The 24835-nt window shown below is 64.6% G+C and carries 19 protein-coding genes; 9 read left to right on the top strand and 10 right to left on the bottom strand.

The window, feature by feature from the left end:
- Positions 1-3: 3 nt before the first annotated feature.
- The 4 genes from ACVWYS_RS10465 to ACVWYS_RS10450 are packed head-to-tail and all read right to left on the bottom strand — an operon-like array spanning position 4 to position 3977.
- Positions 4-1305: a protocatechuate 4,5-dioxygenase subunit alpha/beta gene (locus ACVWYS_RS10465; protein ID WP_344367982.1), complete on the bottom strand. Its 1302-nt coding sequence runs from the start codon at positions 1303-1305 to the stop codon at positions 4-6.
- Position 1306: 1 nt separating this feature from the next.
- Entirely contained in the window at positions 1307-2245 is a 939-nt protein-coding gene (locus tag ACVWYS_RS10460; RefSeq protein WP_456506712.1) for an amidohydrolase family protein, read from the bottom strand.
- Positions 2245-2937 (bottom strand): 4-carboxy-4-hydroxy-2-oxoadipate aldolase/oxaloacetate decarboxylase, encoded by a 693-nt coding sequence (gene ligK, locus ACVWYS_RS10455; protein ID WP_456506711.1) that lies wholly within the window; start codon positions 2935-2937, stop codon positions 2245-2247. Before ligK ends, ACVWYS_RS10460 begins: the two co-directional genes overlap by 1 nt.
- Positions 2938-2948: 11 nt before the next feature.
- Positions 2949-3977 carry an amidohydrolase family protein gene (locus ACVWYS_RS10450; protein WP_456506710.1) on the bottom strand — a complete coding sequence of 343 codons (1029 nt, stop codon included), beginning with the start codon at positions 3975-3977 and terminating at the stop codon, positions 2949-2951.
- Between the two features lie 146 nt (positions 3978-4123).
- Between ACVWYS_RS10450 and ACVWYS_RS10445 the strand changes: the two genes are divergently transcribed.
- Positions 4124-5029, top strand: coding sequence for a LysR family transcriptional regulator (locus tag ACVWYS_RS10445; protein ID WP_344367976.1), 906 nt, complete (start codon positions 4124-4126; stop codon positions 5027-5029).
- 284 nt (positions 5030-5313) lie between these two features.
- On the opposite strand, the gene ACVWYS_RS10440 is transcribed toward ACVWYS_RS10445, so the two are convergent.
- The gene (locus tag ACVWYS_RS10440) at positions 5314-5964 is read right to left on the bottom strand and encodes a nucleotidyltransferase domain-containing protein (RefSeq protein ID WP_456506708.1); all 651 of its coding nucleotides are present in this window, start codon (positions 5962-5964) and stop codon (positions 5314-5316) included.
- A gap of 999 nt (positions 5965-6963) precedes the next feature.
- Between ACVWYS_RS10440 and ACVWYS_RS10435 the strand changes: the two genes are divergently transcribed.
- From ACVWYS_RS10435 to ppk2, 6 genes are all read left to right on the top strand, one after another.
- On the top strand, positions 6964-7443 hold the full coding sequence (locus ACVWYS_RS10435) for a hypothetical protein (RefSeq protein ID WP_456506707.1): 480 nt from the start codon (positions 6964-6966) through the stop codon (positions 7441-7443).
- A gap of 141 nt (positions 7444-7584) precedes the next feature.
- Positions 7585-7818: a hypothetical protein gene (locus ACVWYS_RS10430; protein ID WP_456506706.1), complete on the top strand. Its 234-nt coding sequence runs from the start codon at positions 7585-7587 to the stop codon at positions 7816-7818.
- A gap of 689 nt (positions 7819-8507) precedes the next feature.
- Positions 8508-9200: an MSMEG_4193 family putative phosphomutase gene (locus tag ACVWYS_RS10425; RefSeq protein WP_456506705.1), complete on the top strand. Its 693-nt coding sequence runs from the start codon at positions 8508-8510 to the stop codon at positions 9198-9200.
- A gap of 24 nt (positions 9201-9224) precedes the next feature.
- Positions 9225-9782 (top strand): DUF3090 domain-containing protein, encoded by a 558-nt coding sequence (locus tag ACVWYS_RS10420; RefSeq protein ID WP_456506704.1) that lies wholly within the window; start codon positions 9225-9227, stop codon positions 9780-9782.
- Complete coding sequence (locus ACVWYS_RS10415; protein ID WP_456506703.1) at positions 9782-10549, top strand: SCO1664 family protein; 768 nt, start codon at positions 9782-9784, stop codon at positions 10547-10549. The genes ACVWYS_RS10420 and ACVWYS_RS10415 overlap by 1 nt, the downstream gene beginning before the upstream one ends.
- Before the next feature lie 780 nt (positions 10550-11329).
- Positions 11330-12262, top strand: a complete 933-nt coding sequence (gene ppk2, locus ACVWYS_RS10410; RefSeq protein ID WP_456506702.1) for a polyphosphate kinase 2 — start codon at positions 11330-11332, stop codon at positions 12260-12262.
- Positions 12263-12546: 284 nt separating this feature from the next.
- On the opposite strand, the gene ACVWYS_RS10405 is transcribed toward ppk2, so the two are convergent.
- From ACVWYS_RS10405 to ACVWYS_RS10385, 5 genes are all read right to left on the bottom strand, one after another.
- Entirely contained in the window at positions 12547-13953 is a 1407-nt protein-coding gene (locus tag ACVWYS_RS10405; protein WP_456506701.1) for an FAD-binding oxidoreductase, read from the bottom strand.
- Positions 13954-14028: 75 nt separating this feature from the next.
- The gene (locus tag ACVWYS_RS10400; RefSeq protein WP_456509707.1) at positions 14029-17295 is read right to left on the bottom strand and encodes an ATP-binding protein; all 3267 of its coding nucleotides are present in this window, start codon (positions 17293-17295) and stop codon (positions 14029-14031) included.
- A 323-nt stretch (positions 17296-17618) separates the two neighbouring features.
- A complete protein-coding gene (locus tag ACVWYS_RS10395; RefSeq protein WP_456506699.1) occupies positions 17619-19256 on the bottom strand; it encodes an amidohydrolase in 1638 nt (545 codons plus the stop codon).
- A gap of 198 nt (positions 19257-19454) precedes the next feature.
- A complete protein-coding gene (locus tag ACVWYS_RS10390; protein WP_344367960.1) occupies positions 19455-20366 on the bottom strand; it encodes a carbon-nitrogen hydrolase family protein in 912 nt (303 codons plus the stop codon).
- Positions 20367-21932 (bottom strand): APC family permease, encoded by a 1566-nt coding sequence (locus ACVWYS_RS10385; protein ID WP_456506698.1) that lies wholly within the window; start codon positions 21930-21932, stop codon positions 20367-20369.
- A 111-nt stretch (positions 21933-22043) separates the two neighbouring features.
- Here ACVWYS_RS10385 and ACVWYS_RS10380 point away from each other — a divergent pair, with 111 nt between their 5' ends.
- Positions 22044-22688, top strand: coding sequence for a TetR family transcriptional regulator C-terminal domain-containing protein (locus ACVWYS_RS10380; protein WP_456506697.1), 645 nt, complete (start codon positions 22044-22046; stop codon positions 22686-22688).
- 625 nt (positions 22689-23313) lie between these two features.
- A complete protein-coding gene (locus ACVWYS_RS10375) occupies positions 23314-24819 on the top strand; it encodes a CoA-acylating methylmalonate-semialdehyde dehydrogenase (RefSeq protein WP_456506696.1) in 1506 nt (501 codons plus the stop codon).
- The last annotated feature ends 16 nt before the right edge of the window (positions 24820-24835 follow it).

The following is a 24835-nucleotide window of genomic DNA, read 5'->3' as shown; positions in this document are numbered from 1 at the left end:
CGGTCAGTCGGTCGGGTTCGTGAGAACAAGGTGGCCGACGGCGGTGTTCGACGCCGGCACGTGGTAGAACCGGTGGTCAACAGAAGGCGCCTCGCCGCCGAACTGGTCGTCCATCGCGCCGCGCGCGATCAGCCAGTCGACGAGCTCGATGCCCTCGGAGCCCGCCTCATCGACGTACTCCATGTGATCCCACTCGGTCAGGCCCAGCGGGTCGGCGATGAGGTGGTCGAGGAACGCGTTGTCCCACTCCTCGTTGATGAGGCCGGCACGCGGACCCTGGAGCTGGTGGCTCATGCCGCCGGTGCCCCAGATCTGTACGTTGAGCTCCGGGCCGTCCCACTTGTCGAGCGCACGGCGGAGCGCACGCCCGAGCTCGTAGCAGCGGCGGCCGGAAGGCACCGGATACTGCACCACGTTGACGGCCAGCGGGATGACCTTGCATGGCCACTCCTCGACGTCGCCGAAGACGAGCGAGAGCGGCACGGTGAGCCCGTGGTCCACGACCATCTCGTTGACGAGGGTGAGGTCGAAGTCGTCCTGGATGACCGACTGCGCGATGTGCGCGGCGAACTCCGGGTAGCCCTTCACGTCGGGCACAGGGCGGGGGCCGTAGCCCTCGTCCGCGACCGGGTACTCTGCCCCGGTGCCGAGCACGAAGGTGGGGATGATCGACGAGTCGAAGGCCGTGGCGTGGTCGTTGTAGACGAGGATGACGACGTCGGGCGTATTCTCCTTGGCCCACCTGCGGGTCCACTCGTACCCGGAGAACACCTTCTTCCAGTACGGCTCCTCGGTTTTGCCGAGGTCCATCGCGGCACCGATCGCCGGGACATGCGAGGTGAACAGCGCCGACATGTACTTCGCCGGGGCGTTCTCGCGCATGGTCTCGGACTTCTCGCGCGGCGCCGGCGGGGCCCAGCCGTCGAGGTCCTTAAGGCGGTTGCCCTCGGGGCGGCGTCCGCCGCCGATCATCATGTCGCGGTAGGCGGCCTCGGACATGCCAGTCATGGAGCCGGCCATCTGCTGGAAGCTCAGGCCGTGCGTGGCGCCGATCTTGCTCAGGAAGTAGATGTTGCCGCCCTCGGCCATCATGGCGTTGAGGTCCATGTCCAGCACAGCCTGGCGCTGCTTGGGCGAAAGGGGCCACTCATCGAGGTACGCCTCGCGGTCGGCCAGGTAGCGCTTGCGGTTCTCGGGCTTCATCAGCGACATCGAGAACTGGTTGAGGTGGTATCCCTTGCGGGCCATCTCCGCGTCGAAGATGATCGTGCCGGGAACGTCCTTGTACGGCTTGTCGAGTGCCATGTCATGCTCCTTCGGGCCAGTAGAGGCGGCGCGGATTGTCCACGAGCAGCTTCTGCTGGAGCTCGGGCGTCGTCGCGATCTGTGGGATGTAGTCGACCAGCAGCCCGTCGTCGGGCATGTGGTCCTTGAGGTTGGGGTGCGGCCAGTCGGTTCCCCAGAGGACGCGGTCGGGGAACTCCTCGACCACGCGGCGGGCGAACGGCACGACGTCGCGGTAGGCGTGCTGCTCGCCGTCGAGAGCGCGAGGTCCGGTGACGGACAGACGCTCGGGGCAGGAGACCTTGGTCCACACGTTGGTGTTCTCACGCATGAACCGCAGGAACAGCTCGAACTCGGGACCGTCCGGGTCCTTGGTCACGTCGGGCCGTCCCATGTGATCGACGACCACGTCGGTCGGGATCGACGAGAAGAAGTCGTACAGCTCGGGCAGGTCCTCGGCCTCGAAGTAGATCACAACGTGCCATCCGAGTGGCGCGATCTTCGCCACGATCTCCTCGAGCGAGTCGGTGGGCACGCGGTCGACCAGGCGTTTGACGAAGTTGAACCGCACGCCCCGTACCCCGGCCTCATGCAGCTCGGCGAGTTGCTCGTCGGTCACGTCACGGCGGACGGTCGCAACGCCGCGGGCGCGACCTGCGCTGCGCTGCAATGCGTCGACCAGGGCTCGGTTGTCGGAACCGTGGCATGTCGCTTGCACGATGACGTTGCGGTCGAAGCCCAGATGGTCTCGCAAGGCGAACAGCTGGTCCGCCGAGGCGTCGCACGGGGTGTACTTGCGCTGAGGTGCGTAGGGGAACTGTCCGCCCGGCCCAAACACGTGGCAGTGGGCGTCTACAGAGCCCTCTGGGAGCCGGAACGTCGGGGTGCTCGGCCCGTCGTACCAGTCGAGCCAGCCCTCCGACTTCTCGAAATCTCCGGTGGTGTCGCCGTGTGTCATCATCAGTTCTCCACGTATTCCAGGCCGGCCTTGGCGAGAGGCTCGCGCATGCCGTAGATGTCCAGGCCCAAGACGCCCTCGCGGAACTTTACGCGTTTGGCTTCCTCGTTATCCTCGCGCTTCTGGCTGGCGTCTGCCACCGCTCCGACCAGCTCGCGCGGGACAACCACGACGCCGTCGACGTCGGCCACGACCACATCGCCCGGGTTCACCACGGCGTTCGCGACCACTACGGGGATGTTCACCGATCCGAGGGTGGCTTTGACCGTGCCCTTGGCGTTGACAGCGCGGGAGAACACCGGGAAGTCCATCTTCTCCAGATCGGCGACGTCGCGGACACCGCCGTCGATCACCAGGCCCTTGCAGCCGCGGGCGGTCAGCGAGGTGGCGAGCAGCTCGCCGAAGAAGCCGTCCTCGCTTTCGGTGGTGCAGCCGGCGACGATCACATCGCCCTCCTGCACCTGCTCGGCCGCGACGTGGAACATCCAGTTGTCACCGGGCTGCAGCAGCACGGTCACTGCCGGACCACAGAGCTTGGCCCCGGTGTAGGCCGGCCTGATGTAGGGACGCAGGAGCCCGACTCGACCCATCGCCTCGTGGATGGTGGCGACGCCGAACTGCGAAAGCCGTTCGACGTCCGTGGGATCCGGCCGTTCGATGTTGGTGCGGACGATGCCGAGGTTGTTCAGTCGCATGGATGGTCCTTTCAGAGTCCGCGCGCAGTGAGGGCGCGGTCAAGCCGTGGGTAGACACGGCGGGCGTTGGCTTCGAACACCTGCGCGCGCTGCGCGTCGTTCAGGTTCGTGGTGGCGTCGACGTACCGCTTGGTGTCGTCGAAGTAGTGTCCGCTGCGCGGGTCGATGTCGCGCACGGCGCCGATCATTTCGCTCGCGAAGAGGATGTTCTCGGTCGGGACGACGTTGGTGAGAAGGTCGATGCCCGGCTGGTGGTACACGCAGGTGTCGAAGAACACGTTGTCCAGCAGGTGCTCCTCGAGTTCAGGCTTGCCCAGCGCCATTGCGAGTCCGCGGAAGCGCCCCCAGTGGTAGGGAACGGCGCCGCCGCCGTGGGGGATTACCAGCTTAAGCTCGGGGAAGTCGCGGAAGAGGTCGCCCTGGAGCAGTTGCATGAACGCGGTGGTGTCGGCGTTGAGGTAGTGCGCTCCGGTCGTGTGGAAGGCCGGGTTGCACGACGTGCTGACGTGCACCATGGCCGGGATCTCGTACTCGACGAGTTTCTCGTATATCGGGTACCACGAGCGATCGGTCAGCGGCGGGGACGTCCAGTTGCCGCCGGACGGGTCGGGGTTGAGGTTCACGGTGACGGCGCCGAGTTCCTCGACGGCGCGAGTAAGCTCGGCAACGCTCGTCGCGGGATCCGCACCGGGGGACTGGGGGAGCATCGCCCCCATCAGGAAGCGTTCGGGGTAGAGCTCGCTGACGCGGGCGCACAGGTCGTTGCAGATCCGGGCCCAGGTCTCGCTCACGGCGAGGTCTCCGATGTGGTGCGCCATGAACGAGGCACGAGGGCTGAATACGGTGACGTCGCTGCCGCGCTCGTTCATGAGCTTGAGCTGGTTGGCCTCGATGGTCTCACGGATGTCGTCATCGCTGATGCGCAGGGTCTCGGGATCAGGAGCGTCCGCGCGTCCTTCAGTAAAAGCGATCTGCAGGTCACGCCAGGCTCCGAGCTGCGCTGGAGCTGTGGTGTAGTGGCCGTGGATGTCGATAATCACGCGTGTCGTCCTTGTCACTGAGTGTAAGCGGTGCGAGAGCAGCTGCACGTTGTTGAATCGGTGCTGCCTAAAACTGACTTTAGGGGATGTGGGCCACTGTGATCCAATAGATATGCAAAGACAGAGCCATAGATGGGATCTATGAGATGACGTTCACCGACCTGAACCTGATCCGGACATTCGTCACGCTGTACGAGCTGCGCAGCGTCACGGCCGCCGCCGGCCGGCTGCACGTAACACAGCCCACGGTCAGCTACTCCCTGAAGCGGCTCAGGGAACGGTTCGGCGACGAGCTCTTCCGTCGGGAGGGGAACGACATGGTGCCGACCGCGAAGGCGACGCAACTATTTGGGCCCCTGCACAACGCCCTGGCACAGATAGACGCGACCGTCATCGGATCGGAGGTGTTCGAGCCGACCGGATTCAGCGGCGAACTCGTCCTCGGACTCACCTCGATCGGCGAGCAGACCTTCCTCCCGCCGATCATGACCGCCCTCAGCCGGGTCGGCGCCGATCCGCGGCTTCAGGTGGAACGTCTCGATTCGGACGAGGTCGAGGGCGGTCTGATCCGCGGAACCGTCGATCTGGCACTGACAGTGTCGCGGATCACCACGCCGCGGCTGTGGCGGACGCACGTGCGTTCGGTCGAATACGTGGCGCTGTCGTCCGGGGCGCATCCGCTGCCCGCGACAGGGCCTGACATGTTCGCGGGGCGGCGCTTTGTGCGGGTCTCCGCCCGGGGCGGGCACGTGTATCCCGTGCAGACGCTGACCGAACACGACCTGATGTCCCAGGTCGTGCTGACCATGGAGGAATACGGCACCGTGCCCGCCGTACTCGAGGCGACGGATCTGGTCGTCCTGCTGCCTCGACATGTAGCGGGGGTGTTCTGTGGCTGGTTCCCCCGCCTTCGCATCGCCGAGCTGCCCTGGTCCGGGCAGAGCACGCCGGTGGAGTTGTACACGCGGCGCGAGGCCAGCCTCTCCCAGGCGCAGCGATGGTTCCGCTCGCTGGTGCTTGATGCGGTTGCGGCGGATGAATACAGGTCGTAGTGGCTACTGTCTGCGGTCGTCTCAAGATCGGACGGGCCCTTCATGCTGCGTCGGCGCGACTGAAGAGGTCTGTGGGGACCGTGCGACCCGGCGTCGCCAGTCGACCTAGAGATTGTGAGGTTCTTTTAATGAAGGCGGCTGTTATCCACGGCACGGGCAGCATGACCTGGGAGGAGGATGCCACGACTCGCTCTTGTGAATCGGCTGGGTCCTAGGCCACCTCATCGACACTGCATAGGCAGGGTAAGTCAGGGCTCCCATCGCCGGCGGGCTCAAGCGGGAGGCTAGCGTTTCGTCCTGTTCCAGCTGGCCTTACCCGGAGCGAACGGGCTACGCACGTGGATCGACCACGACGAGTGCGGGTGGATCGTCAGAATCGCGTGCTCCCACCAGGCGCGGGCTTCGTCTGAGAGCTCCGGTAGCACCGCATCCTTGTCGGCGTCGTCCTCCGGGCGGGGACGCAGCGCCTTCCAGACCAGCTGCACCTCGGGCGCCCCGGTCGGGATCCCGTCGACGTCGATCACGGCACGATCCCACGGCAGCTGCAGTCGCGGATCTCGGCGGTAGACCCAGACGCGATCCGTGCCGTCCTCGACGTCGATCTGCAGTACCCATGCGCCCGTCGCGTCGTCGTGGATACGGACCGGCTGCAGATCGGCATCCATATCGGCCTTTGCCCAGGGGATCACGCCGTCGCCTGACGGAACCCAAGCGCTAAACGGCGCCGGAATGTCGTGCACCAGCCGGGGCAGGTCGGCAGCCGTCGTGCTGACATCGGTATTGTGGTGCTCGCGAGTGCTCGTGCCGAGCCAGTGGTCGAGTGCCACCCCGCCGGAGAGCCACCAGCGCGCCGATGACAGACCGAGCAGCTCGGCAGCGGCGCGCGGGGTCAGCGGATCCCAGCGCGTCGCGAGGGTGGGTGCGGATGAGGCCATGAACCAAGGCTACCCGCCGACGGCGGCGGTTTGTCGAGGTGGTAATGGGATCGAGACCGCAGGAGTGCGCATAACGCCGACGACCGCGGGGAGATCCGGGGTGAATGTGAGTGATCAGAGCAGATCAAGGGAGTCGGCTGATGACATTCTTCGAGGACACCCCCGTGCGCGGTTGGGGCGTACATCGGAGGTCCCTAATCCAATGACGGCCTGCACTAACTGGCATGCACGGGTAAAGACGGGTCGGGAGTAGCCGCCCCATGAGAGTCTGCCCCAGTAGTGGCGACTACGCCCGGAGGCTCACAATTTTCGGGCGGACAGCAAGTCTCGGAGTACTTCGACGGCTGCAGTCAGTTCCTCACTGGGATCTAGGGTGAGTTCCCCTGGGCCACCCATGTGCTCGGCCTTCGAACTGCGCGAGCTCGAAGGAGAGCCGGACGTGTCCATCCCGCAGCAGGTTCCCGAAACGGAACGCTTCGGATCCGTTCTGTCTGCGGGCGGGGCCAGCTAAACTCGCTGGTACTAACGAGGTTGGGGGAACCGAAATGAGTACGCCTATAGTGCCGGCTCGCACGTCAACTGCTCGACTGAACAAACTGGCCGTTGCGGCCATCATTTTCGCCGCCATCGCTGCATCAGGATTCTGGGTATTTGGCGTCGCGGTTCTCGCTGTATTTGCAGTGGGGGCAGGACACGTTGCCCTCAATCAGATCCCACTGAGAGGCGAACGAGGCCGCGGGCTAGCCTTTGCTGCCCTGGCCATTGGGTATGGCATAGCCACACTGGCATTGATCAACACTCTGGGGTTCATACCGAGCGCGGTCCAGCAGATCTCCATGTAGTACTGCGGCTGACGAGCCTAGCCTCCAGCCTTGACCCTACTTCCTCGGGACTACGGCAAAGACTTACACGAAAAGGGTTGCCGTAACAGGATCCATTATCGGACGGCCGCACGCTCGGCACGGGCGGGAAGCTTTTGCGCATCGGTAGGCTAAGCCCATGGCATTGGGGGATGCGGCGCAGCCGCAGGCAGTTCGGTCACACAGGGTGGTCCTGGATGCGTACGCGTTCATCAAGGGCTGGCTCATCGCCACCTCGCTCTGGGTGGGCGTGCTACTGCTCCTGGTTGCGGGAGGCTATGGCGTACCCGCCGCGCGGGACGGCGCTGACGCCGGCCACGTGTGGGGCTTTTTGGGCATGGTGATTTTGTATGGCTTCGGAGGTTCTTTGGTGGTTGCGGCGCCATTGGCCTGGGTGTTGGCCTATCTTTTGGGACCGGTCCGGAATCAGTGGATCCACATCGGGGCCTTTTTCGCGGTGCCCACCCTCGTGTTCTGGCTGCTGGGAAGCGTCTTGGGCTTCGGCTGGCAACCCTGGCTGCTGATCCCATGGGCCACTGTTGGCGCAGCGGCAGCCATCGGCCGTTGGGCAATCCACAAAGACGTCCTTGCCTCGAATTCTGCAGCTAACCCGGCCTGACCGCCCGTTGCACGATCCCCAACGGTAGACCCCTGGGGCGTCGCTATCGGGGTTGGCCGCGCTCGTTGACCGGTGCCTCCGCCGGAGTTACTCCCACTGCGGACTGTGTGCGCACGATTTCGTCGGTGCAATACTGCGTTGATGAACATCTTCGAGTGGTGGCCTCTGGTCGATGCGGAATCACGCGACTGGCTCATTGAGCACAACGGCGAACCGCTGCCGCCGAATGTAATCGCCGACATCATGGCAGTTACGGGCGGCACGACCGATTCTGAGTGGTGGGCTGGCGAATCAGCAGTCGGTCCCCAGCTTTCCGACGAGGCGGTGGATTGGATCGAGGCTGTCGCTAACGACGAGGAGCCGACTGCCGACTGAAATGTTCTGCTGAGTTCTGCTGAGGGTTCCCGATAGGGACCTGTAGTGGCCGTGCAGACGACTCTGGACATTTCGTGCAGACGACTTTGGAATTACGTTGCCACGGCGGCGGGACTGGACCGCCCTACCAGTTGCCGTGGCCGTCGGACATGGCTAGCGTGGCGATTAGGAAGTGGCCCGAGGTAACTATTTATTGGGGGTGGGCCGGTTCCCCTCGCACCTTCCCTGAGGAACCAACGAAAGCCCCCAACTATCCGGGATCATCCCCGGACGGTTGGGGGCTCTTCTGTATGCGTCAGCGATGAGCCGGCCCTTCCGCCCTTAAAGGACCCGCGCCGGACAAGGCTCCCCGCTTCGCCGCCCCGGTTAGACGGCGGATTCTTCCAACCTCAGCCGAACCGGCAGCCGGCACAGCCATTTCCCCCTGACGGTGCGGCCTTGGGATGACGGTACGTGCAGGAGGAATGGCTTGATCCGGAGCTGATCATGAGGCCGGTGAGCCTGGCCAGTCGGTTGGCGGGCTGGCTTCGAGGGCGGGTTGTAGGAATTGGTAGGCCTTGCTGCTATGGTCTTCCCACCTCTTAACCCACCGCCGCAGCCATTATTTTCGCCCTCATCGCCGTCTGCATGTTCGGCGCGCGACCAGGTACGGTTCACACCGTCGTCGAGCGGGTGGTTAGGGTGGGTGGATGGCGACAGTTATTCTCGTGCGGCACGGCCGCACCACAGCCAATGCCACTGGACTGCTGGCCGGTCGGGCCGTCGGCGTCAGCCTGGACCAGATCGGGCGGGACCAGGCGGCTCTGACCGGAGACCGGCTCGCGGCCGTGCCAGTGGTCGGGGTGGTGTCGAGCCCTCTTGAGCGTTGTCAGCAGACCGCCCGGCTCATCCTCGATCGCCAGGCTGGCACGCCGTACGCGCCGGTCGATCTCGATCTCACCGAGTGCGATTACGGCCACTGGCAGGGCCGCAGGCTCAGTGATCTCGCGACCGAGGATTTGTGGCCGGTCGTGCAGTCGCAACCGTCCGCCGTCGTCTTTCCCGGCGGCGAATCCATGGCCGCGATGCAGGCTCGGTCGGTGGCAGCGATTCGACGCCACGATGCAGCCTTCGAAGCCGAGTACGGGCCAGGGGCCGTGTGGGTGGCGGTGAGTCACGGTGACATCATCAAGTCAATCCTCGCCGACGCGCTCGGTATGCACCTTGACCTGTTCCAGCGTATTAACGTGGGCCCCGCCTCCGTGTCGATCGTGCGCTACGGCGCTAGTCGACCGAGCGTCTACGCGACAAACACCGACGCGGGTGATTTGTCGTGGCTCTCTAACGGCATCCACTCCGGCGATGCGCCGGTGGGCGGCGGCGCGGGACAAAAGGCGCCATGAACCTCATGTGCCTAAAATACTGACATGCCTACACGCGTTCACGAGTTTTCCTGGCCTGATCGGGTCGTCGTTGGCACCATTGGCCTTCCGGGGGCGCGCACGTTCTACCTGCAGGTGCGCGCAGGGACGCAGATCGTGAGTATCGCCTTGGAGAAGCAGCAGTCGGCTCTGCTCGCGGAGAAAATCGACGACATTCTCGATCAGCTCATCACCGTCGAGGGCAACCCCTTCAGCGTTCCCTCGAGTACGCCCATTGAACTTGTCGACAATGACCAACTCGAGGCCGTTCAGGAGCGGTTTCGCACCGGCGCCATTAGCTTGGGTTGGGACCCAACCACGGCCCAGGTCGTTATAGAGGCCTACCCCATCACCGATGTCGATGCTGATGCTGATGACGAATCGCTCGATGAGGACGGCGCTAACGAGCCCGAAGAAATGCTGCTGGTGCGAATGCCGGTCGGGACCGCCCGCGCATTCGCCAAGCGCACCCTTGAGATCGTGGGCGCCGGGCGTCCGACGTGCCCGCTGTGCGGTTACCCCATAGACGCCGACGGGCACATCTGCACCCTTCCCGAGGTCTGATGCCAGCGCCGGACCTAGTGACCGCCGCTCTGACGCTCACCGGCCGCATCACGACGGCTTCAAACGCGACATTTCTGGGCAGCATCGGCGACGTGGTGGTCGTCTATAAGCCGATAGCAGGCGAAAGTCCGCTGTGGGATTTTCCCGATGGCAGTCTGGCTTACCGGGAGGTGGCCGCCTACCTGGTCTCGCAGGTCTTCGGCTGGGACGTCGTGCCGCACACCTGGCTGCGCGATGGTCCGATGGGTGAAGGAATGGTGCAGCTCTGGCAGGAGCAGGACCCGGCCCAGAATGCTGTGGACCTGGTCGCGACGGACCACGTGCCCGAGACGGGCTGGAAACAGGTTCTCGAGGGACGGGATGAGAACGGACGGATGGTCACCCTCGTTCACGAAGACTCGCCAGCGCTCCGACGCATGGCGGTGTTCGACCTGGTCGTCAACAACGCCGACCGCAAAGGCGACCACATTCTTGCCATGACGGACGGACACCGGTACGGCGTGGACCATGGGCTCACCTTTCACCGTGACCACAAGCTGCGCACGGTGCTGTGGGGATGGCTGGGAGACACTCTGACCGCCGAGGAACGCGACGGCATAGATCGTGTCAGCGAAGGACTGCACGGTGGGCTGGGCCGAGACCTGGCGGACTTGCTCAGCGCCGAAGAAATTGCATCGCTCACCGCGCGCTGCGCCCGGTTGCGCTTGACAGGGCGGTTTCCGGCTCCGAGCGGTGAGATGTCGGCGGTGCCATGGCCGCTGTTCTAAGGGAATTACGGCTACAGGCTTCGCAGGCTGTGTCACGTTGATGGCATGGAGCTTAAGGTAGCGACGGAGCTCATCATTCCTGAGCGCGAGCTCGGCTGGCGAACTTCCCAAGAGCCAGGCCCCCGGCCGGCAACCCTCTGTTCCGAAGGTTTGGGCGACGGGAGTGACATCAACTGTCACCGGGAGTCCGGTGGAGGGGAGTTGGGATGGCGAAATTAGGGTGTGTACATTGTGCGCACCCTGGCCCGCGGATCGGGTTGTTGCGTCTTGTTCTTGACGGTCATGGCCGAATCGGCCATGGGAATGCTCTGGCGCATCCCCAGCCGTGGGCATCAATGGTGATGGGCGGGCGCGATTGACCGGAAGTCAGGGCGCCGGTCGCCGTCGTCGGTCATTCCCGGCGTCGGACGGCCCGAGCCTCGGAAAGGGTCGACATGCTGTCGGCGTTCTTCGAGTTTGATTGACGCCGACCCGATGTTTGACGGGATGAAGCTGATCGCTGAACCGTGGACCGCGACCCCGGCGGCTACCAGACGATCTGCCTCGCCATGGCTTCCAGGGGCGCCGGAGGCGCCGGCCCTCGCTGGCATCCCTTCCGGACACGGTGCCCGGAACGGCGTGCCCGTTTGCCGTGCGGGTTGCCTCCGCGGACAAGTCGTCGGCATCACGCGGTGTTCTCTGCGGAAACCGAAGGCAAGGTGTTCCGGCGGTGTCCTTCGGCTCGACGGGTCGCCCTGTTAGAATGCCGTCACGGTTGGTCGAGGCCGGAAGGAGAGCCGGATGTCGCAGGCCGCGCAGTGGACACCAGGGGACCAATCGTGGGTCAGGGACAATCTGCGCCACGCCATAGACCATCTCGTTGAGCTCGGTTACTCGGTGCGCGGCGGACAGGGCGAGGACCCGGAACTGATCGATCCCGGCGGTTCGGCCGTGGAGACGTGGCGGGAGGGCTACCCATACGAGGAACGGATGTCCCGTGAGGACTACGAGCTGGAGAAATACCGGCTGCAGGTTGAGCTGCTGAAATTCCAGTACTGGGGCCAGGACCAGGAGCACCGGCATGTGATCGTCTTCGAGGGCCGGGATGCGGCCGGCAAGGGCGGAACGATCAAGCGCTTCACCGAGCACTTGAATCCCCGCTCGGCCCGGGCGGTGGCGCTGGCCAAACCCTCCGACCGTGAACAGGGCCAGTGGTATTTCCAGCGCTACATCCAGCACCTGCCCTCGGCCGGGGAGATCGTGATGTTTGACCGCTCCTGGTACAACCGGGCGAATGTCGAACGGGTCATGGCCTTCTGCTCGGAAGAGGAGTACGCGACGTTTATGGTTCAGGCACCTCTCTTCGAGAGGATGCTGGTGGACTCCGGCATTCACCTGACCAAGTTCTGGTTCTCGGTGACCCGGCATGAGCAGCGCACCCGCTTCGCGATCCGGCAGATCGATCCCGTGCGGCGCTGGAAGCTCTCGCCGATGGACCTGGCTTCTCTGGACCGGTGGGAAGAGTACACGGCGGCCAAGCAGGAGACGTTCCTGCGCACCGACACGGACCATGCTCCGTGGATCACGATCAAGTCCAACGACAAGAAGCGGGGGCGGATCAACGCCATGCGCTTCTTCCTCAACCAGTTCGACTACGACGGCAAAGACACCTCGGTAGTCCACGACGCCGACCCGCTCATCGTGCGACGCGGCCGCGAGGCCGTCGGCGACTGAGCCGGCCAGCTATTCGCGGGAACCCGCATAGCGTTTGCGAGGCTCCCAAACATCGCCCGCATAGCGATCGGGCGGCGCGCACGTTGTCCAGACCGGAGTGAGTTTCCTGCCGTTGCTGCCTTGTGGCTCGCTCCTTGCCTGCTTCCCACGAGACCGGCAGGAAGATCCCCGGAAACCCGGGGATCTTCCTGCCTCAACTCACGCAACTTCAGGTTAGGGGCGCGGGCTGTCAGGTTGCTTCCCGATCCTCGGTCGATCATCCACTTCTCACGCAGGCAGTGCTGTCACACCGTGGGGGCGATGTTCTGGTTCAACCGGAATAGATTGGTGGGGTCGTATTCGTTCTTTAGTTCCACGAGCCGCCGGTATGTGTCCGCCGGGTACGACGCCCGGACGAGCGCCGTATTCGCTTCACCTGTGAAATTCACGTAGGCCGCCACATCCGGACCGAGCGCGGACGTCACGCCCCGGGCCCATTCGACGACATCCGCGAAACCTTCCGCCGTCGGCGTGCGCGCAATAACATTGATGACGAATTCCTGGTCGCGGAGTGCGAAGGCCGTTGCTTCGGCCGGAACCCGGCCGACCGCGCCGCCAAGGTGGTGCAGGTGAATCTCCGTCATGGCGTTGGGAAATGCGGCAAACGAGTCCAACAGCACGCGCACGGACGCGTCGTCGGCGGCGCGAAGAAATGCCGAGCGGAAATAGTTGTGCACGCCCCGCGGGTACAGCGGATCGAGCGCCTGTTGCCACCCCGCGTACGGGTTGGCCCCGAACACATCGGCGATGACCGTGCCCAATGACCGGAAGGGCGCGGTGGCGGCCTCGCCGGCATCGAGATCGCCGGACCAGCAACCTCCCACAGCGATGACTGGCTTGCCGTGCACCGATTCTGGCAGGAACGGGACCGGCGGCGCCGTGGTCAGGTTGACCAGGGTGGTCAGCTCATCGGGGGCCGCCGCGCAGGCTGCCCGATAGCCGCGCAACACCTGCTCCGCCTCTTCTGCGGGGTAGAAAACCAGGCCGGAAAGGACGATGGGCCCCACTTCGTGCAACTGATAGTCGAAGGACGTCACCACCCCGAAATTGCCGCCGCCGCCGCGCAGTCCCCAGAACAAATCGGGGTGCTCGTCGGCACTGGCGTGAATAAACTGCCCGTCAGCGGTGACGACGTCGGCGCCGACCATGTTGTCGCTGGCCAGCCCGTGCTTGCGCACGAGCCAGCCGATGCCGCCGCCGGTGGTGAAGCCGGCGATGCCGGTCGAGGACACCAGGCCACCGGTCACCGCAAGCCCGAATTGCTGTGTCTCTGCATCCACGTCTTTCCAGGTACACCCTGCCTGTGCCGCCACGCGGCGGCGGGCAGGGTCTACCTGGACCCCCTTCATCAGCGAAAGGTCCAGCACGATACCGTCGTCGACGGTGGAAAACCCGGGGATCGAATGGCCACCGCCGCGAACCGACAACGGCAACCCCTCGCTGCGCGCGAGATCGACCGTGCGGATCACATCTGCCACACCCGCACAGCGTGCGATGAGCGTCGGGCGGCGGTCGTGCGCCCCGTTCCAGATGCTGCGTTCGCGGTCGTAGTCCGCGTCCCCTGGCCGGACGACCTTGCCGCGCAGGCCGGCGGCGAACTCGGCGATGGTGGCCTCGCCGATGCGGGTCGGCCCAGTCTGCGTCGTTGTCACGATGCGTTCCTCCTGATTGCTGTTTGTTTGTCAGACCCATTTGCCAGATCCAGGAATAACGCTAGTGAACCGTCCTCAACGAGAACTCAACACCGTCTCAACATCATCATCCGAGCCCCGCCTACGCAGTGCGGCGAGCCGCTGACCGGCGATGAGGCATCTCGTTCGGTCGAAAATCGCTCCAGCTCTGTCAATTTCGCGGGCCGCCCGATGCGGATCGCCGAGTTCATTGGATAGCTCTGCCACCATCAATCGCTGCCAGCCAGCGTGCCGCCGCCACGGGTCGAGTCTTTCCGCTGCTTGCCTGTACATTTCCCGCGCCGCCCGGACCTCCCCGGAGATCAGTTCGGCGGCACCGAGAATGGTCAGCGTGGCGCCCATCCCCACCTGATCTCCCGCGGACTCGAACCCTGAAAGGCAACGCCGAGCGTCTGTCAGGCCACGGTCGATATCACCACCCATGGCGCGGAGCAGGGCGATATTAATCTCCGTCAGCAGCTCGCCGCGCCGGTCGCCCAGGCCGAGCCGAAGCTCCCGCGCCAAGGACAGGGCCTCATCGGCCTTGCTGTGGTCGCCACAGTCGCGCAGAATGCAGCCAAGTTGGTGAAGTGTTTGCGCCCTAGCCAGGTCATCTCCTAACTCGGCGAAATGTTCGGCTGCATCCGTGATGACGGATATCGCAGACTGCGTGTCTCTCGAAAGCCTGGCCGCGTAGCCGATAGCGGACAGCACGTAGCCTTTGGCTTGGATGACGCCAACCCGCCGGCCCAACAGTAGGGTCTCCTCGAGGCAGGGGACCAACCGTCCGGCGATGGGTACCAGTTGCAGGCTGGGCGTGATCACCGGCAGGAAGGGTGGAGTGCTGGTCTCAGACTGTGCGAGTTCGCTCAGGCAGGTGTTTAGGTGACGGGCGGCGAGTGGTCCGTCCTCCCGGGACAACGCGCATTGGCCGAGCAGCCAACTGCTGGCAGCGGCATGTTCGGGTCTGCCGCACTCGGCTGCCTCGGTGTGGACGTCGGCTGCCAGCTGTTCGGCCTCGTCCAAGTCGAAAGTGCTCCAGGCGAGCGAGGTCTCAATGAGCCGGGCCATCGTCACCTCGTCGGGGTTGCCGATCTCCCGCATGATTGCCAGGGCCTCCGCGCCGAGCGCCCGATGCCGATCGCTGCGGCCCTGCCGGCTGTCCAGCCCGGTCAGGCCGATCAAAGCGGCCGCGCGCGGCCGGGTCGGGTCGGGAGCCACCGCCAAAGCACGCTCGACCCACCGTGCTCCCTCGACCGCGTGACCGCGGACGAACCAGAACCGCCATAGGCTGGCGGCGAGCCGGAGCGCGGTCTCGGGCTCGCGGGCGCACGACCAGCGCAGCGCAGCGCGCAGGTTATCGTGCTCGCGGTCGAGCAACTTCGGCTGTTCGATGACCACCCCGGTGGCCTGTTCGGGATTGTGGGATTCGGCGACGGCAAGGAAATAGGCGCAATGCGCAGCCGCCAGTTGAACCGCCTCACCTGCATGATCGAGATTCTCGTGGCCAAACTGGCGGACGGTCTCCAACTGCCGGTATCGGGTCCCGGCGCCCCTCCTTTCGGTGATCACCAAAGATTTGTCCACCAGCTTGGCCAAAAGGTCGAGCATTTCGATCTGCTGGAGGGGCGCGTCAGCGCAGACTGACACCACAGCGTCGAGGGTGAAACCTCCCGCGAACACTGAGAGCCGGCGCAGCAGAACCTGCTCCGGTTTGGTGAGCAGTTCGTGGCTCCATTCCAAGGTGCCGCGCAGCGTCTGGTGCCGCGTGACGCCGCTGGTTCCCCCGCCGAGCATGGACAAAGCATCGCCCAATCCCTGGACGATCTCGGCGGGTTCGAGTACGGCGGTTCTGGCCGCGGCCAATTCCAGGGCCAGCGGCATCCCGTCGAGCCGTCGGCACAACTCTGTCACCCCCTGCGCGTTGTCGGCATCGAGCGCGAAACCCGGCCGGACCTGCGCTGCCCGCTCAACGAAAAGCCGGACAGAGGGCAGACGGCCCAGCACGTCCAGGTCGAGAGCGTCGGTCCGCTGGGGCGAGGGGACGGCCAACGACGGCACCCGGTAGGTGTACTCCCCGTCGGCATGGAGTGGCTCCCGGCTGGTGGCCAGCACTTTAACCCCCGGGGATCCATCAAGTAGTGCGACGACGAGTTGCGCACTGGCCGCGAGCAGGTGTTCGCAGTTGTCCAGCACGAGGAGCAGCGAGCGTCGCCGCAGTTGGTCGACCAGCGCTTGCACGCGGCTTGGTGCCGCGCCGGAATCCAACCCGAGGACCTCGGCGACGGCATCGGCCACTAGCAGCGACTCGCCAACGGCCGCGAGGTCGACTAACCAGACTCCGTCCGCGTACTGACGACGAACTGCCTTCGCGGCCTCCAATGCCAGTCTGGTCTTGCCGCTGCCGCCAGCCCCGGTGAGGGTGAGCAGACGGGCATGGCTCATCAGCCGCTGGACGTCGACGAGTTCACGCTCGCGCCCGATGAAGCTTGTCAACGGGGACGGCAGGTATCCGATGGCATGGTCTTTGCCGGTCTCGCCGGCGGGCTGGTGGAGGCGCTCCTCGGGCGGCGAGCCGGTCAACAACTCGCGAAACAGCGCCGTCGTCCGGGGGTCCGGGTCGGTCCCGAACGCGTCGAGGAGTTCGTCGACCAGCCGCTCATATCGTGCCAATGCTTCCGACCGCCGGCCCATTCGAGCCAGCACCACCATCTGCGCGCGCACGGCTGCCTCGTGGACGGGATCGGATTCGAGCACATGGGTGAGAATGACCAGCGCTTCCTCCGGTGCGCGCTGCGCCACCGTGGACGCCAGTTTCACCAGTACTTCGCGATGGATTTCCCGGAGCTCATCGCGGCGTGTCGTCAGCCAATCCGCATCCGGCAGATCCGGTAAAAGATCACCACGGTACAAGTCGGCGGCATCGCGTAGGCTTGCCTCGACACCGTCAGCCAACGCTGCCACGGCCGAACGCTCGAACTGCAGGGCATCGACGTCGACCGGGCCCGTGTCATCCAGCACGACCACTTCACCGCGGATGGCGAGCAGCCCGTCGCGGCCTGCTCCAGCGCCAGCGAGCGTACGGCGAGCGACGTACAGGGTCTGATGCAGATTCCGTGCGGCGGCCACCGGCTCCATGTCAGGCCACAGGTGGTCCAGTACCTGCTCGCGACGGCCACGCTGACCACGCGCCAACGCCAGCATCGCCACTACGGCCTTTGCCTTCTGCAGCCGCCAGTGGCTGTTCTCGACGGCGTTCCCGTTGACGTACACGATGAACGAGCCGAGAAGCTGGATGCGCAACCCGCATTGGGTAGGCTTCATGGTTCTTCAGTATCCGCTCGCCAACCGGCGTTGTCGAACAAAGTAATTTCCCACACGATCGCTGCCTTGGCGCACTCTGTGAGCGGCCCATCACCAGCAAGCAAACCACCAGAACCACAGCAGCAAATCGCCCCCATCCGGCTCGATTCAGCAGTTTGGGTCGACTGTGATGAGACAGCGTGGGAACCGCGCAGGTTAGGGATTGGTTCGCAGCGCGTCCTGTCAGGTCAGGGGTGAACGCCTGTGGGTGTCGGGCTGGGATGGAGCGCGGAAAGAGAGTCCGTCTGTGGTTGTTGGCGGCACCATAGGGCGGTGGCGTCGGCCTATTCTTGGCGGCTGAAGACACTTTCTCCATCCACCCAGGTCGATTCGATCGGGAGGTCAATGAGGTCGTCGGCGGAAACCAGAAGGGGATCGTCGGCCCATATCGCGAGATCGGCCTTGTTCCCGGGCCGGATGGTTCCCTGGTCATAGTCTCCTTGGGCCTCGGCGGCCCAGACCGAGAAGCCCTTGAGCGCTTCGAGCGCCGTCAACCTTTGTGAAGACTCAAAGACAGGCGCATCGGTCTGGCCCGGGATGCGACGCAGGCGGGCCCATGCCATGCCGATGCGTGCGTCGTATTGAGCCACCGGCCAATCCGAGCCCAACGCGACGGGAGCACCTGAATCTATGACGTCACGGATCCTCCAGGCCCGTTTCGATCGCTCGGTCCCCAGACGGCTGGACCATGAGTCCGATCCGTCCGGCTTTCGCCATTGCATGTGCAGGGGCTGCATCGATGCGGTGATTCCTGCCGTGGACAGGCGTGCGAGGTCCCTGTCCGCAAGGCACTCCAGATGCTCAATCCGGTGCGGGGCTCCCCGCCGGGACCTCACGCCGGCCGAGACGTATGCGTCGATCGCAGCACCAATGGCACGATCACCGATAGCGTGCGTCGCGATCTGAAATCCTGCGTCGCCATATTGTTTGACGGTTGCCGCATACTCAGCCGGATCGGGCCAGAATGATCTCAGTCCGCCGCCCAACGTGTCCGGTTCATAGAGCCAGCCGGTTCCCGTATCGATAACACCATCCAGGAAGAGTTTTACGAGCCCGCCGCGCCAACGGCGACCCCGTCGATCCCTTGACAGGACGTAGGGCCGGGCTTCTTCAGCAGTCAGGCCGGGCCGATGCTCGAGTGCGGAAACCAGCCTGACCGGCAGCCCCGATCCGGTGCTATCGATCTCGTCGATGAAATCGAGCGAAGCAAGGTCACCATCCATGATCGTTCCTGAGGTAATGCCGGTTCTCGACAAGCAGGAGATCAGCTCCCGTGCCCTCTCAACGGCCTGCGCTGCAGAAAGAGCCGGCGCGACGGCTCCAACCAAGTCGTAGGCGGTGGCTTCCCGCAGTTCCCCGGTGGGGTTCCCGGCGTCGTCAACAACTATCTCTGAGTTGTCGCAAAACCGGCGACCTCCCGTGATGCCACTCAGTCCCAGAGCTTCTTTGCTCGCCAGTGCGGTGTGAAGGTCAAAGAGCAGAATGTACGTCGGGAGGCCGTAGACCGACTCCTCAATCAGGTCAGCGGATATTCGTCTGCCTTCAAAGACGCCGTAATCAAGGTTCCATCCGCGGACCCACCCCTTCGAATCCTCCGAAAGCACTCGAAGTGCTTCGGTGCGCAGGACGGCGAGGAAACCGGCAAACGTTGACACTGGGCCGAAATCGACACCGACCGTGATTTCCGAACCCTGGATGGGGTGGATGTGCCCGTCGATGAGTCCCGGCGTGATGGTTTGGCCCTTGGCATCGTGCACTCGTGTTCGTGGACCCCGGTGCTCACCAAGAAGGTGGTTGCCGCCAGAGGCGAGGATCCTGCCGTTCGCGATGACGATTGTGCTAACAGATGGTTGTCGTGCATCGAGGGTGTAAACCCTGGCATTAACGATGACAGTGTCCGCGGATTTGAGGTTATTGGGCATCAGACTTCCCCTGATCTTGAATGTTGCGCACGCGCCTAAAACGTTGGCGGCAAGGGTCACACCGCTTCACAGCGACCGACAGCTGGCGGGTGCGGATGAGATCGTGCCGGCGATGGTCGTTTCTGGCAACGAGTGCGTACCTCCGGGACCGGAGGTACGCACTCGTTGTGGTGGTGGGGCGCGGCCGTGGAAAAGCGGTCAGGCCGTTGAGGGGCTGAGCTGGTTCACGCGTGAACCGTCCGGGTCCGGGGTGCTCCACGCCGGGGGCTGGAAATGTGCGCCGCCGTACATCGGGTAGCGCAGGATTCCTTCCTGGTCGTGGAGCTGAGCCCATGGCCGATTGATGCCGTGGGTTCCGTAGCGGCGGACCTGTGTGACCCGGTCGAGGTCCAGGACGCCGAAGAGGATTTCCTCGCCTCCTCTGGCCTGCTGCATGATGGTGCCCTCCGGGTCCACAATCACGCTCTCCCCGACGGCTGACGGGTCGGCGCCGTTGACGTTCACGACGTAGATCTGGTTTGCGAAGGCGTTGGCCTGTGACATCACGATTTCCATCGCCCTGTCCCGGGTTGTGGTGAGGGTGGGCTGGATGATGACCTCGGCTCCGAGCCATGCCAGTTGCCGGGCGACCTCGGGAAAGCTTCCATCGAAGCAGATGGCGAGGCCTACGCGTCCCCGGCCGGGGATGTCGAAGGTCACGAACGAGTCGCCCGGCGTCGTTGTTTCGAAGGGGCGCCAGGGAAAGAGCTTCCGGTACCGGGCCACGATCTCGCCGTCGGGGGAAACGGCGATTGCCGTGTTGTAGGTGTTCCCGCCGTCGGTTTCCAGCAGGGATCCGGGCACGAGCCAGACCCCCAGACGGCGGGCCAGGTCCGCGATCCGGTCGGTGAGCGCGCTGGGGATGGGCCCGGCGGACCGGGTTTCGGCCTCAGGGTCCGGGACCAGGAATTCTCCGGGCGCTGCGAGCAGAAGTTCGGGGGCGACGATGATGTCGACCTCGGGGCCAAGGTCCTTGGCCGTTTCGGCCTGGGCGGCGAAGCGTTGCCAGGTTGCTTCGACGTCGTAGGGTACGGGTTTGGTCTGGATTGCTGCAATGGACAGGACGCGCATTTATGCCTCGGTTTCGCTGCTCAGGATGGATGGCAGTTCGTGTCGGGTGGAGAAGGTTCCGCGGGGGATGGTTTGTCCGGCAAAGTACGGCCGGAGACCGGGCCGGATGATGGCGATGACCAGGACGCCGAGGGCGAGGGCGCCGATGCCGATCCAGAACACGCTTCCGATGCCGAGCCAGGAGAGGCCGGCGTAGTCGGGGGACAGCATGTCGACGGCGGTGTACGCAAAGGCTCCAGTCATCAGGAGGGCGCCCATGCCCGGGAGGATGCCCTTGACCACAAGGGCGGAGGCGGAGGTGCGCATCTGGGGAGCGAAGTACACCACGCAGGCCAGCGCCGTCGCGGCGTAGTAGGCGGCGATCATCAGGCCGACGGAGAGAATGGCCAGGCCGATGAAGTCGGCGCTGATCGCTGTCAGGACGACCGTAACGGCAATGCTGAGGAGCGCCCACCAGATGATTGACGTGGTGGGTGTCCCCCTGGAGGGATGCATCTTCGTGGTGGCGGCGGGCAGTGCGCCGTACGTGCCCATGCTGAGCCAGGACCGGGGGTTGCTGATCGCGACGGTCATCAGCGCCGCCAATGCCGAGGTGCCCACGGCGAGGATGATGACCTGCCCGAAGAGGCCGCCGGTGGCTTGGGGGCCGAGCACGGACAGGACGTCCGAGACGGTTGCGGGATCCGTGATGCCGGCGGTTCCGGCAAATCCGACGGCTGCCGTCGCGGTCACGACGTAGAAGAACAGCAGGATCACCGTCGTGATGACCACGGCCCGCCCGGGTGTTCCCTTGCGGTCGGTTGTTTCCTCATTGACCGCTATCAGCGCGTCCCAGCCCCAGTAGATGAACAGGCACAGGATGACGCCGTGGACCAGGCCGGAGAGATCTCCGGAGGCAAAGGGGTTGAACCAGTCCAGCCGTGGCCGCTCGGCGCCCGCCGCCGCGGTGCCGGCGGCCATGGCGGTAAAGGCGCCAATGCAGAAACCGCCCAGGGCAAGCAGTTGCAAGGCAATGAGCGCGTATTGAAGCCAAGCGGAGAGTTCGATACCCCGCGCCGCCACGACGCCGCTCATGGCGATCAGCCCGCACGCGATGGCCGTGACGATGACCGGTTGCGAGGCGGCCCAGCCAAGCCCCAGAAAGGTCAGAAGATACGTCGTGGCAACCTGTGCCAGGGCCGCGCTGGAGATGAAGGTGGCAATCTGGGGGACCCAGCCTCCGAAGAACCAGCCCGACCACGGGCCGAAGACCCGTGAGATCCATACGAAAACCCCGCCGCAGTCAGGCATTTCCCGATTGAGGTCCCGGAATGCGAAGGCCGTGAAAAGGATGGGCACGAAGCCCAGAAGGAATGCGGCGGGAGTGCTCGACCCGACCGCCAGGACAACGAAGCCCAGGGTGACGGCCAGGCTGTACGCGGGGGCCACGGCGGCTAGACCCAGCGCCACGGTGGGGCCGATGCCGATCGAGCCGGCCTTCAGTCCCTTGCTCGCAGCGATGGCCGGAAGGGTGGCTGCCGGAGGGGTGGCGGGCGGAGCGGCGGGGGGTGGAAGGGGATGTGACACGGAGACTCCTTATCGAATCAAAGTTATTTGAATCACATTCAAATTTGAATGCCATTCAATACGGGTCTAGACTCGTTGTCAATAGGCATCGGGCCAGGGGGAGGAATGGCAATGGCAGATCTCAGCAAGAGGGAAGTGCGCCGCAGGGAAATTGCGGCAGCAGCACAGGCCGTTGCGGCCCGGGACGGCGCGGAGGCTGCGACACTGCGGGCGATTGCGGCGGAGGCGGGCATGGCCGCCAACGCGGTTCTGTACTACTACGGAAGCCTTGCGGAGATCACCGCTGCGGCCGTCCAGGCCTCATCCGACCGGTTCCTCGCGCGTCTGGCGGAGGCAGCGGACCCCGCCATGAGTCCCACCGTCAGGCTCGCCGCCGTCATCAGCGCAGGCACCACTGCGGGACTGGACGACGACGCGTCCCGGATACTCTACGAATACTGGACCCATTCGCTCCGGGACCTGGAACACCGACGGATACAAGCGGAACTCACCCGTACCCAGCAAGCTACGTATGAACGAATCATTGCCGATGGCATGCAGGCCGGTGAGTTCTTTCCGGTCCTGGAACCTGCGAAGATTGCGCGGACTTTGGTGGCCCAGGAAGACGGCCTGGTCATGGATGTACTGGCCGGCACCGCCAGCAGCGAGGACGTGCTTGATCTGGTCGCCAGTCTCGCCTCGGCCCTTCTGGGCCTCGACCGCGACACGCTCCTCGACCACATCGGAAGCCTCACCTTCTCCCATCCCGGCCAATAGCGGCCGGATCGGGTCGCCGACAATAGCAGTCGAACATCGTCCCATCTCTGGTGAATGAGACGAAGGCCCCTTCAGTCGCGGCCACGGGCTTCCATGCATCCAGCGCCCCGTCCAAGGATGCATCTAATGCCAATGCGGGTGATCGGGCCGGAATTTGTTGGAGGTGCCGTTCGCGCCCTGCCAATGGGATTGTCGGGGCTGAACCGTTCACCACCAGCTCGCTCAGCGGCGATCGCCAACCAGGTGCGGGTTCGGTCCCGCCAATAAGACTCCACCTAGCGTTTGCGGAACAGCGAGGACCGGTCTGGGACCACGACAGGCGCACGAGTGCCGAACGTGAACTGGCGCATCCTCGACGGCGGCGGCTGGCGCGCCCACGGCCGTTCAGAGCAGGTCAAGGGACGCGGGGATTGGATACGACTACGTCCATTCGCATAGGGCGCCTGATTCGATCCCCCGGAAGACCGGGCCCTACGCTAAGGCGGCGGCGGACCGGTCGGTGCTTGGACCTTTGGTAAGCGGTGTTCTCCGTGATGGACATTTGTATAGCACTTCCTGCGCGGGCGTGCGCTTACGGTGGCAACAGATGATTTCCATCGCCTCCGCACCGTAGAAAGAGAAGACTGTGTCTGATAGCAACGAACTGCAGGTTGTCCCGCACTTTGTCGGCGGCCAGGAGATGCCCTCGTCGGGTGACCGCACGGCCCCGGTGTTTGATCCTGCCCTCGGCAAGGAGTCAAAGCTGGTCGGGCTCGGCTCCGCCGCGGACATCGAGGCGGCAATCTCCTCGGCCCACAAGGCATTCCCCGCATGGCGGGACCTGTCCATCACCAGGCGCCAGCAGATCATCTTCCGGTTCCGGGAGCTGCTCAATGAGCGAAAGGGCGAACTGGCCGGGATCATCACCTCGGAGCACGGCAAAGTGGTTTCCGACGCCCTCGGCGAAATCACCCGCGGCCTGGAAGTCGTCGAGCTGGCCACCGGCTTCCCGCACCTGATCAAGGGCGAGCACTCCGAGAACGTCTCCAGCGGCGTAGATGTCTACTCCACCAAGTCACCGCTGGGCGTCGTGGGCATCATCAGCCCGTTCAACTTCCCGGCCATGGTGCCGCTCTGGTTCTTCCCCATCGCTATCGCGGCAGGCAACACTGTTGTCCTGAAGCCCAGCGAGAAAGACCCGTCCGCTGCCAACTGGCTCGCTGCGCTCTTCACCGAAGCCGGCCTTCCGGAGGGTGTCTTCAACGTCCTGCACGGCGATAAGGAAGCCGTGGACGGACTGCTGGAGCACCCGGACGTCAAGGCGATCTCCTTCGTCGGTTCCACCCCCATCGCCCGGTACATCTACGAATCCGCGGCCCGCCACGGAAAGCGCGTCCAAGCCTTGGGCGGCGCCAAGAACCACATGCTCGTTCTCCCGGATGCCGATCTCGAGCTCACCGCCGACGCGGCCATCAACGCAGGATTCGGCTCGGCGGGGGAGCGGTGCATGGCCATCAGCGTGATTGTCGCCGTGGAACCGGTGGCGGACCAGCTGATCGAAAAGATCACCTCCCGCATGGCCGCGCTCAAGATCGGTGACGGACGCAGGAACTGCGACATGGGCCCCCTGGTCACCCGGCAGCACCGGGACAAGGTCGCCTCCTACATAGACCTTGCCGAGACCGACGGCGCCAAAGTCGTGGTGGACGGCCGGAACATCAAGGTCGACGGCGACGAGAACGGCTTCTGGCTCGGCCCGACGCTGATCGACGACGTGCCGGTGACCTCGCGCGTCTACCAGGAGGAGATCTTCGGGCCGGTCCTGTCCGTGGTCCGCGTCAGCTCCTACGAAGAGGGCCTGGAACTGATCAACTCCGGCGCATTCGGCAACGGAACAGCTATCTTCACCAACGACGGCGGCGCGGCCCGCCGCTTCCAGAATGAAGTCCAGGTGGGCATGGTGGGCATTAACGTGCCCATCCCCGTCCCGGTGGCCTACTACTCCTTCGGAGGGTTCAAGGCCTCCATCTTTGGAAGCGCCAAAGCCTACGGCATCCAGGGCTTCCAGTTCTTCACCCAGGAAAAAGCGATCACGTCCCGCTGGCTCGACCCCAGCCACGGCGGAATCAACCTGGGCTTCCCCCAGAACTGAGTCCCGGCGTCACCGA

It is taken from the genome of Arthrobacter sp. TE12231 (genome assembly GCF_054062895.1).
Note: the sequence above shows the minus strand (reverse complement) of the source record. Positions and strands in the feature narration are given on the sequence as shown.

Coding starts and splice junctions, on each gene's coding strand:
- ACVWYS_RS10465 (WP_344367982.1), bottom strand. CDS start 1,305: ATGGCACTCGACAAGCCGTACAAGGACGTTCCCGGCACGATCATCTTC.
- ACVWYS_RS10460 (WP_456506712.1), bottom strand. CDS start 2,245: ATGATGACACACGGCGACACCACCGGAGATTTCGAGAAGTCGGAGGGC.
- ligK (WP_456506711.1), bottom strand. CDS start 2,937: ATGCGACTGAACAACCTCGGCATCGTCCGCACCAACATCGAACGGCCG.
- ACVWYS_RS10445 (WP_344367976.1), top strand. CDS start 4,124: ATGACGTTCACCGACCTGAACCTGATCCGGACATTCGTCACGCTGTAC.
- ACVWYS_RS10440 (WP_456506708.1), bottom strand. CDS start 5,964: ATGGCCTCATCCGCACCCACCCTCGCGACGCGCTGGGATCCGCTGACC.
- ACVWYS_RS10435 (WP_456506707.1), top strand. CDS start 6,964: ATGGCATTGGGGGATGCGGCGCAGCCGCAGGCAGTTCGGTCACACAGG.
- ACVWYS_RS10430 (WP_456506706.1), top strand. CDS start 7,585: ATGAACATCTTCGAGTGGTGGCCTCTGGTCGATGCGGAATCACGCGAC.
- ACVWYS_RS10425 (WP_456506705.1), top strand. CDS start 8,508: ATGGCGACAGTTATTCTCGTGCGGCACGGCCGCACCACAGCCAATGCC.
- ACVWYS_RS10420 (WP_456506704.1), top strand. CDS start 9,225: ATGCCTACACGCGTTCACGAGTTTTCCTGGCCTGATCGGGTCGTCGTT.
- ACVWYS_RS10415 (WP_456506703.1), top strand. CDS start 9,782: ATGCCAGCGCCGGACCTAGTGACCGCCGCTCTGACGCTCACCGGCCGC.
- ppk2 (WP_456506702.1), top strand. CDS start 11,330: ATGTCGCAGGCCGCGCAGTGGACACCAGGGGACCAATCGTGGGTCAGG.
- ACVWYS_RS10400 (WP_456509707.1), bottom strand. CDS start 17,295: ATGAAGCCTACCCAATGCGGGTTGCGCATCCAGCTTCTCGGCTCGTTC.
- ACVWYS_RS10395 (WP_456506699.1), bottom strand. CDS start 19,256: ATGCCCAATAACCTCAAATCCGCGGACACTGTCATCGTTAATGCCAGG.
- ACVWYS_RS10390 (WP_344367960.1), bottom strand. CDS start 20,366: ATGCGCGTCCTGTCCATTGCAGCAATCCAGACCAAACCCGTACCCTAC.
- ACVWYS_RS10380 (WP_456506697.1), top strand. CDS start 22,044: ATGGCAGATCTCAGCAAGAGGGAAGTGCGCCGCAGGGAAATTGCGGCA.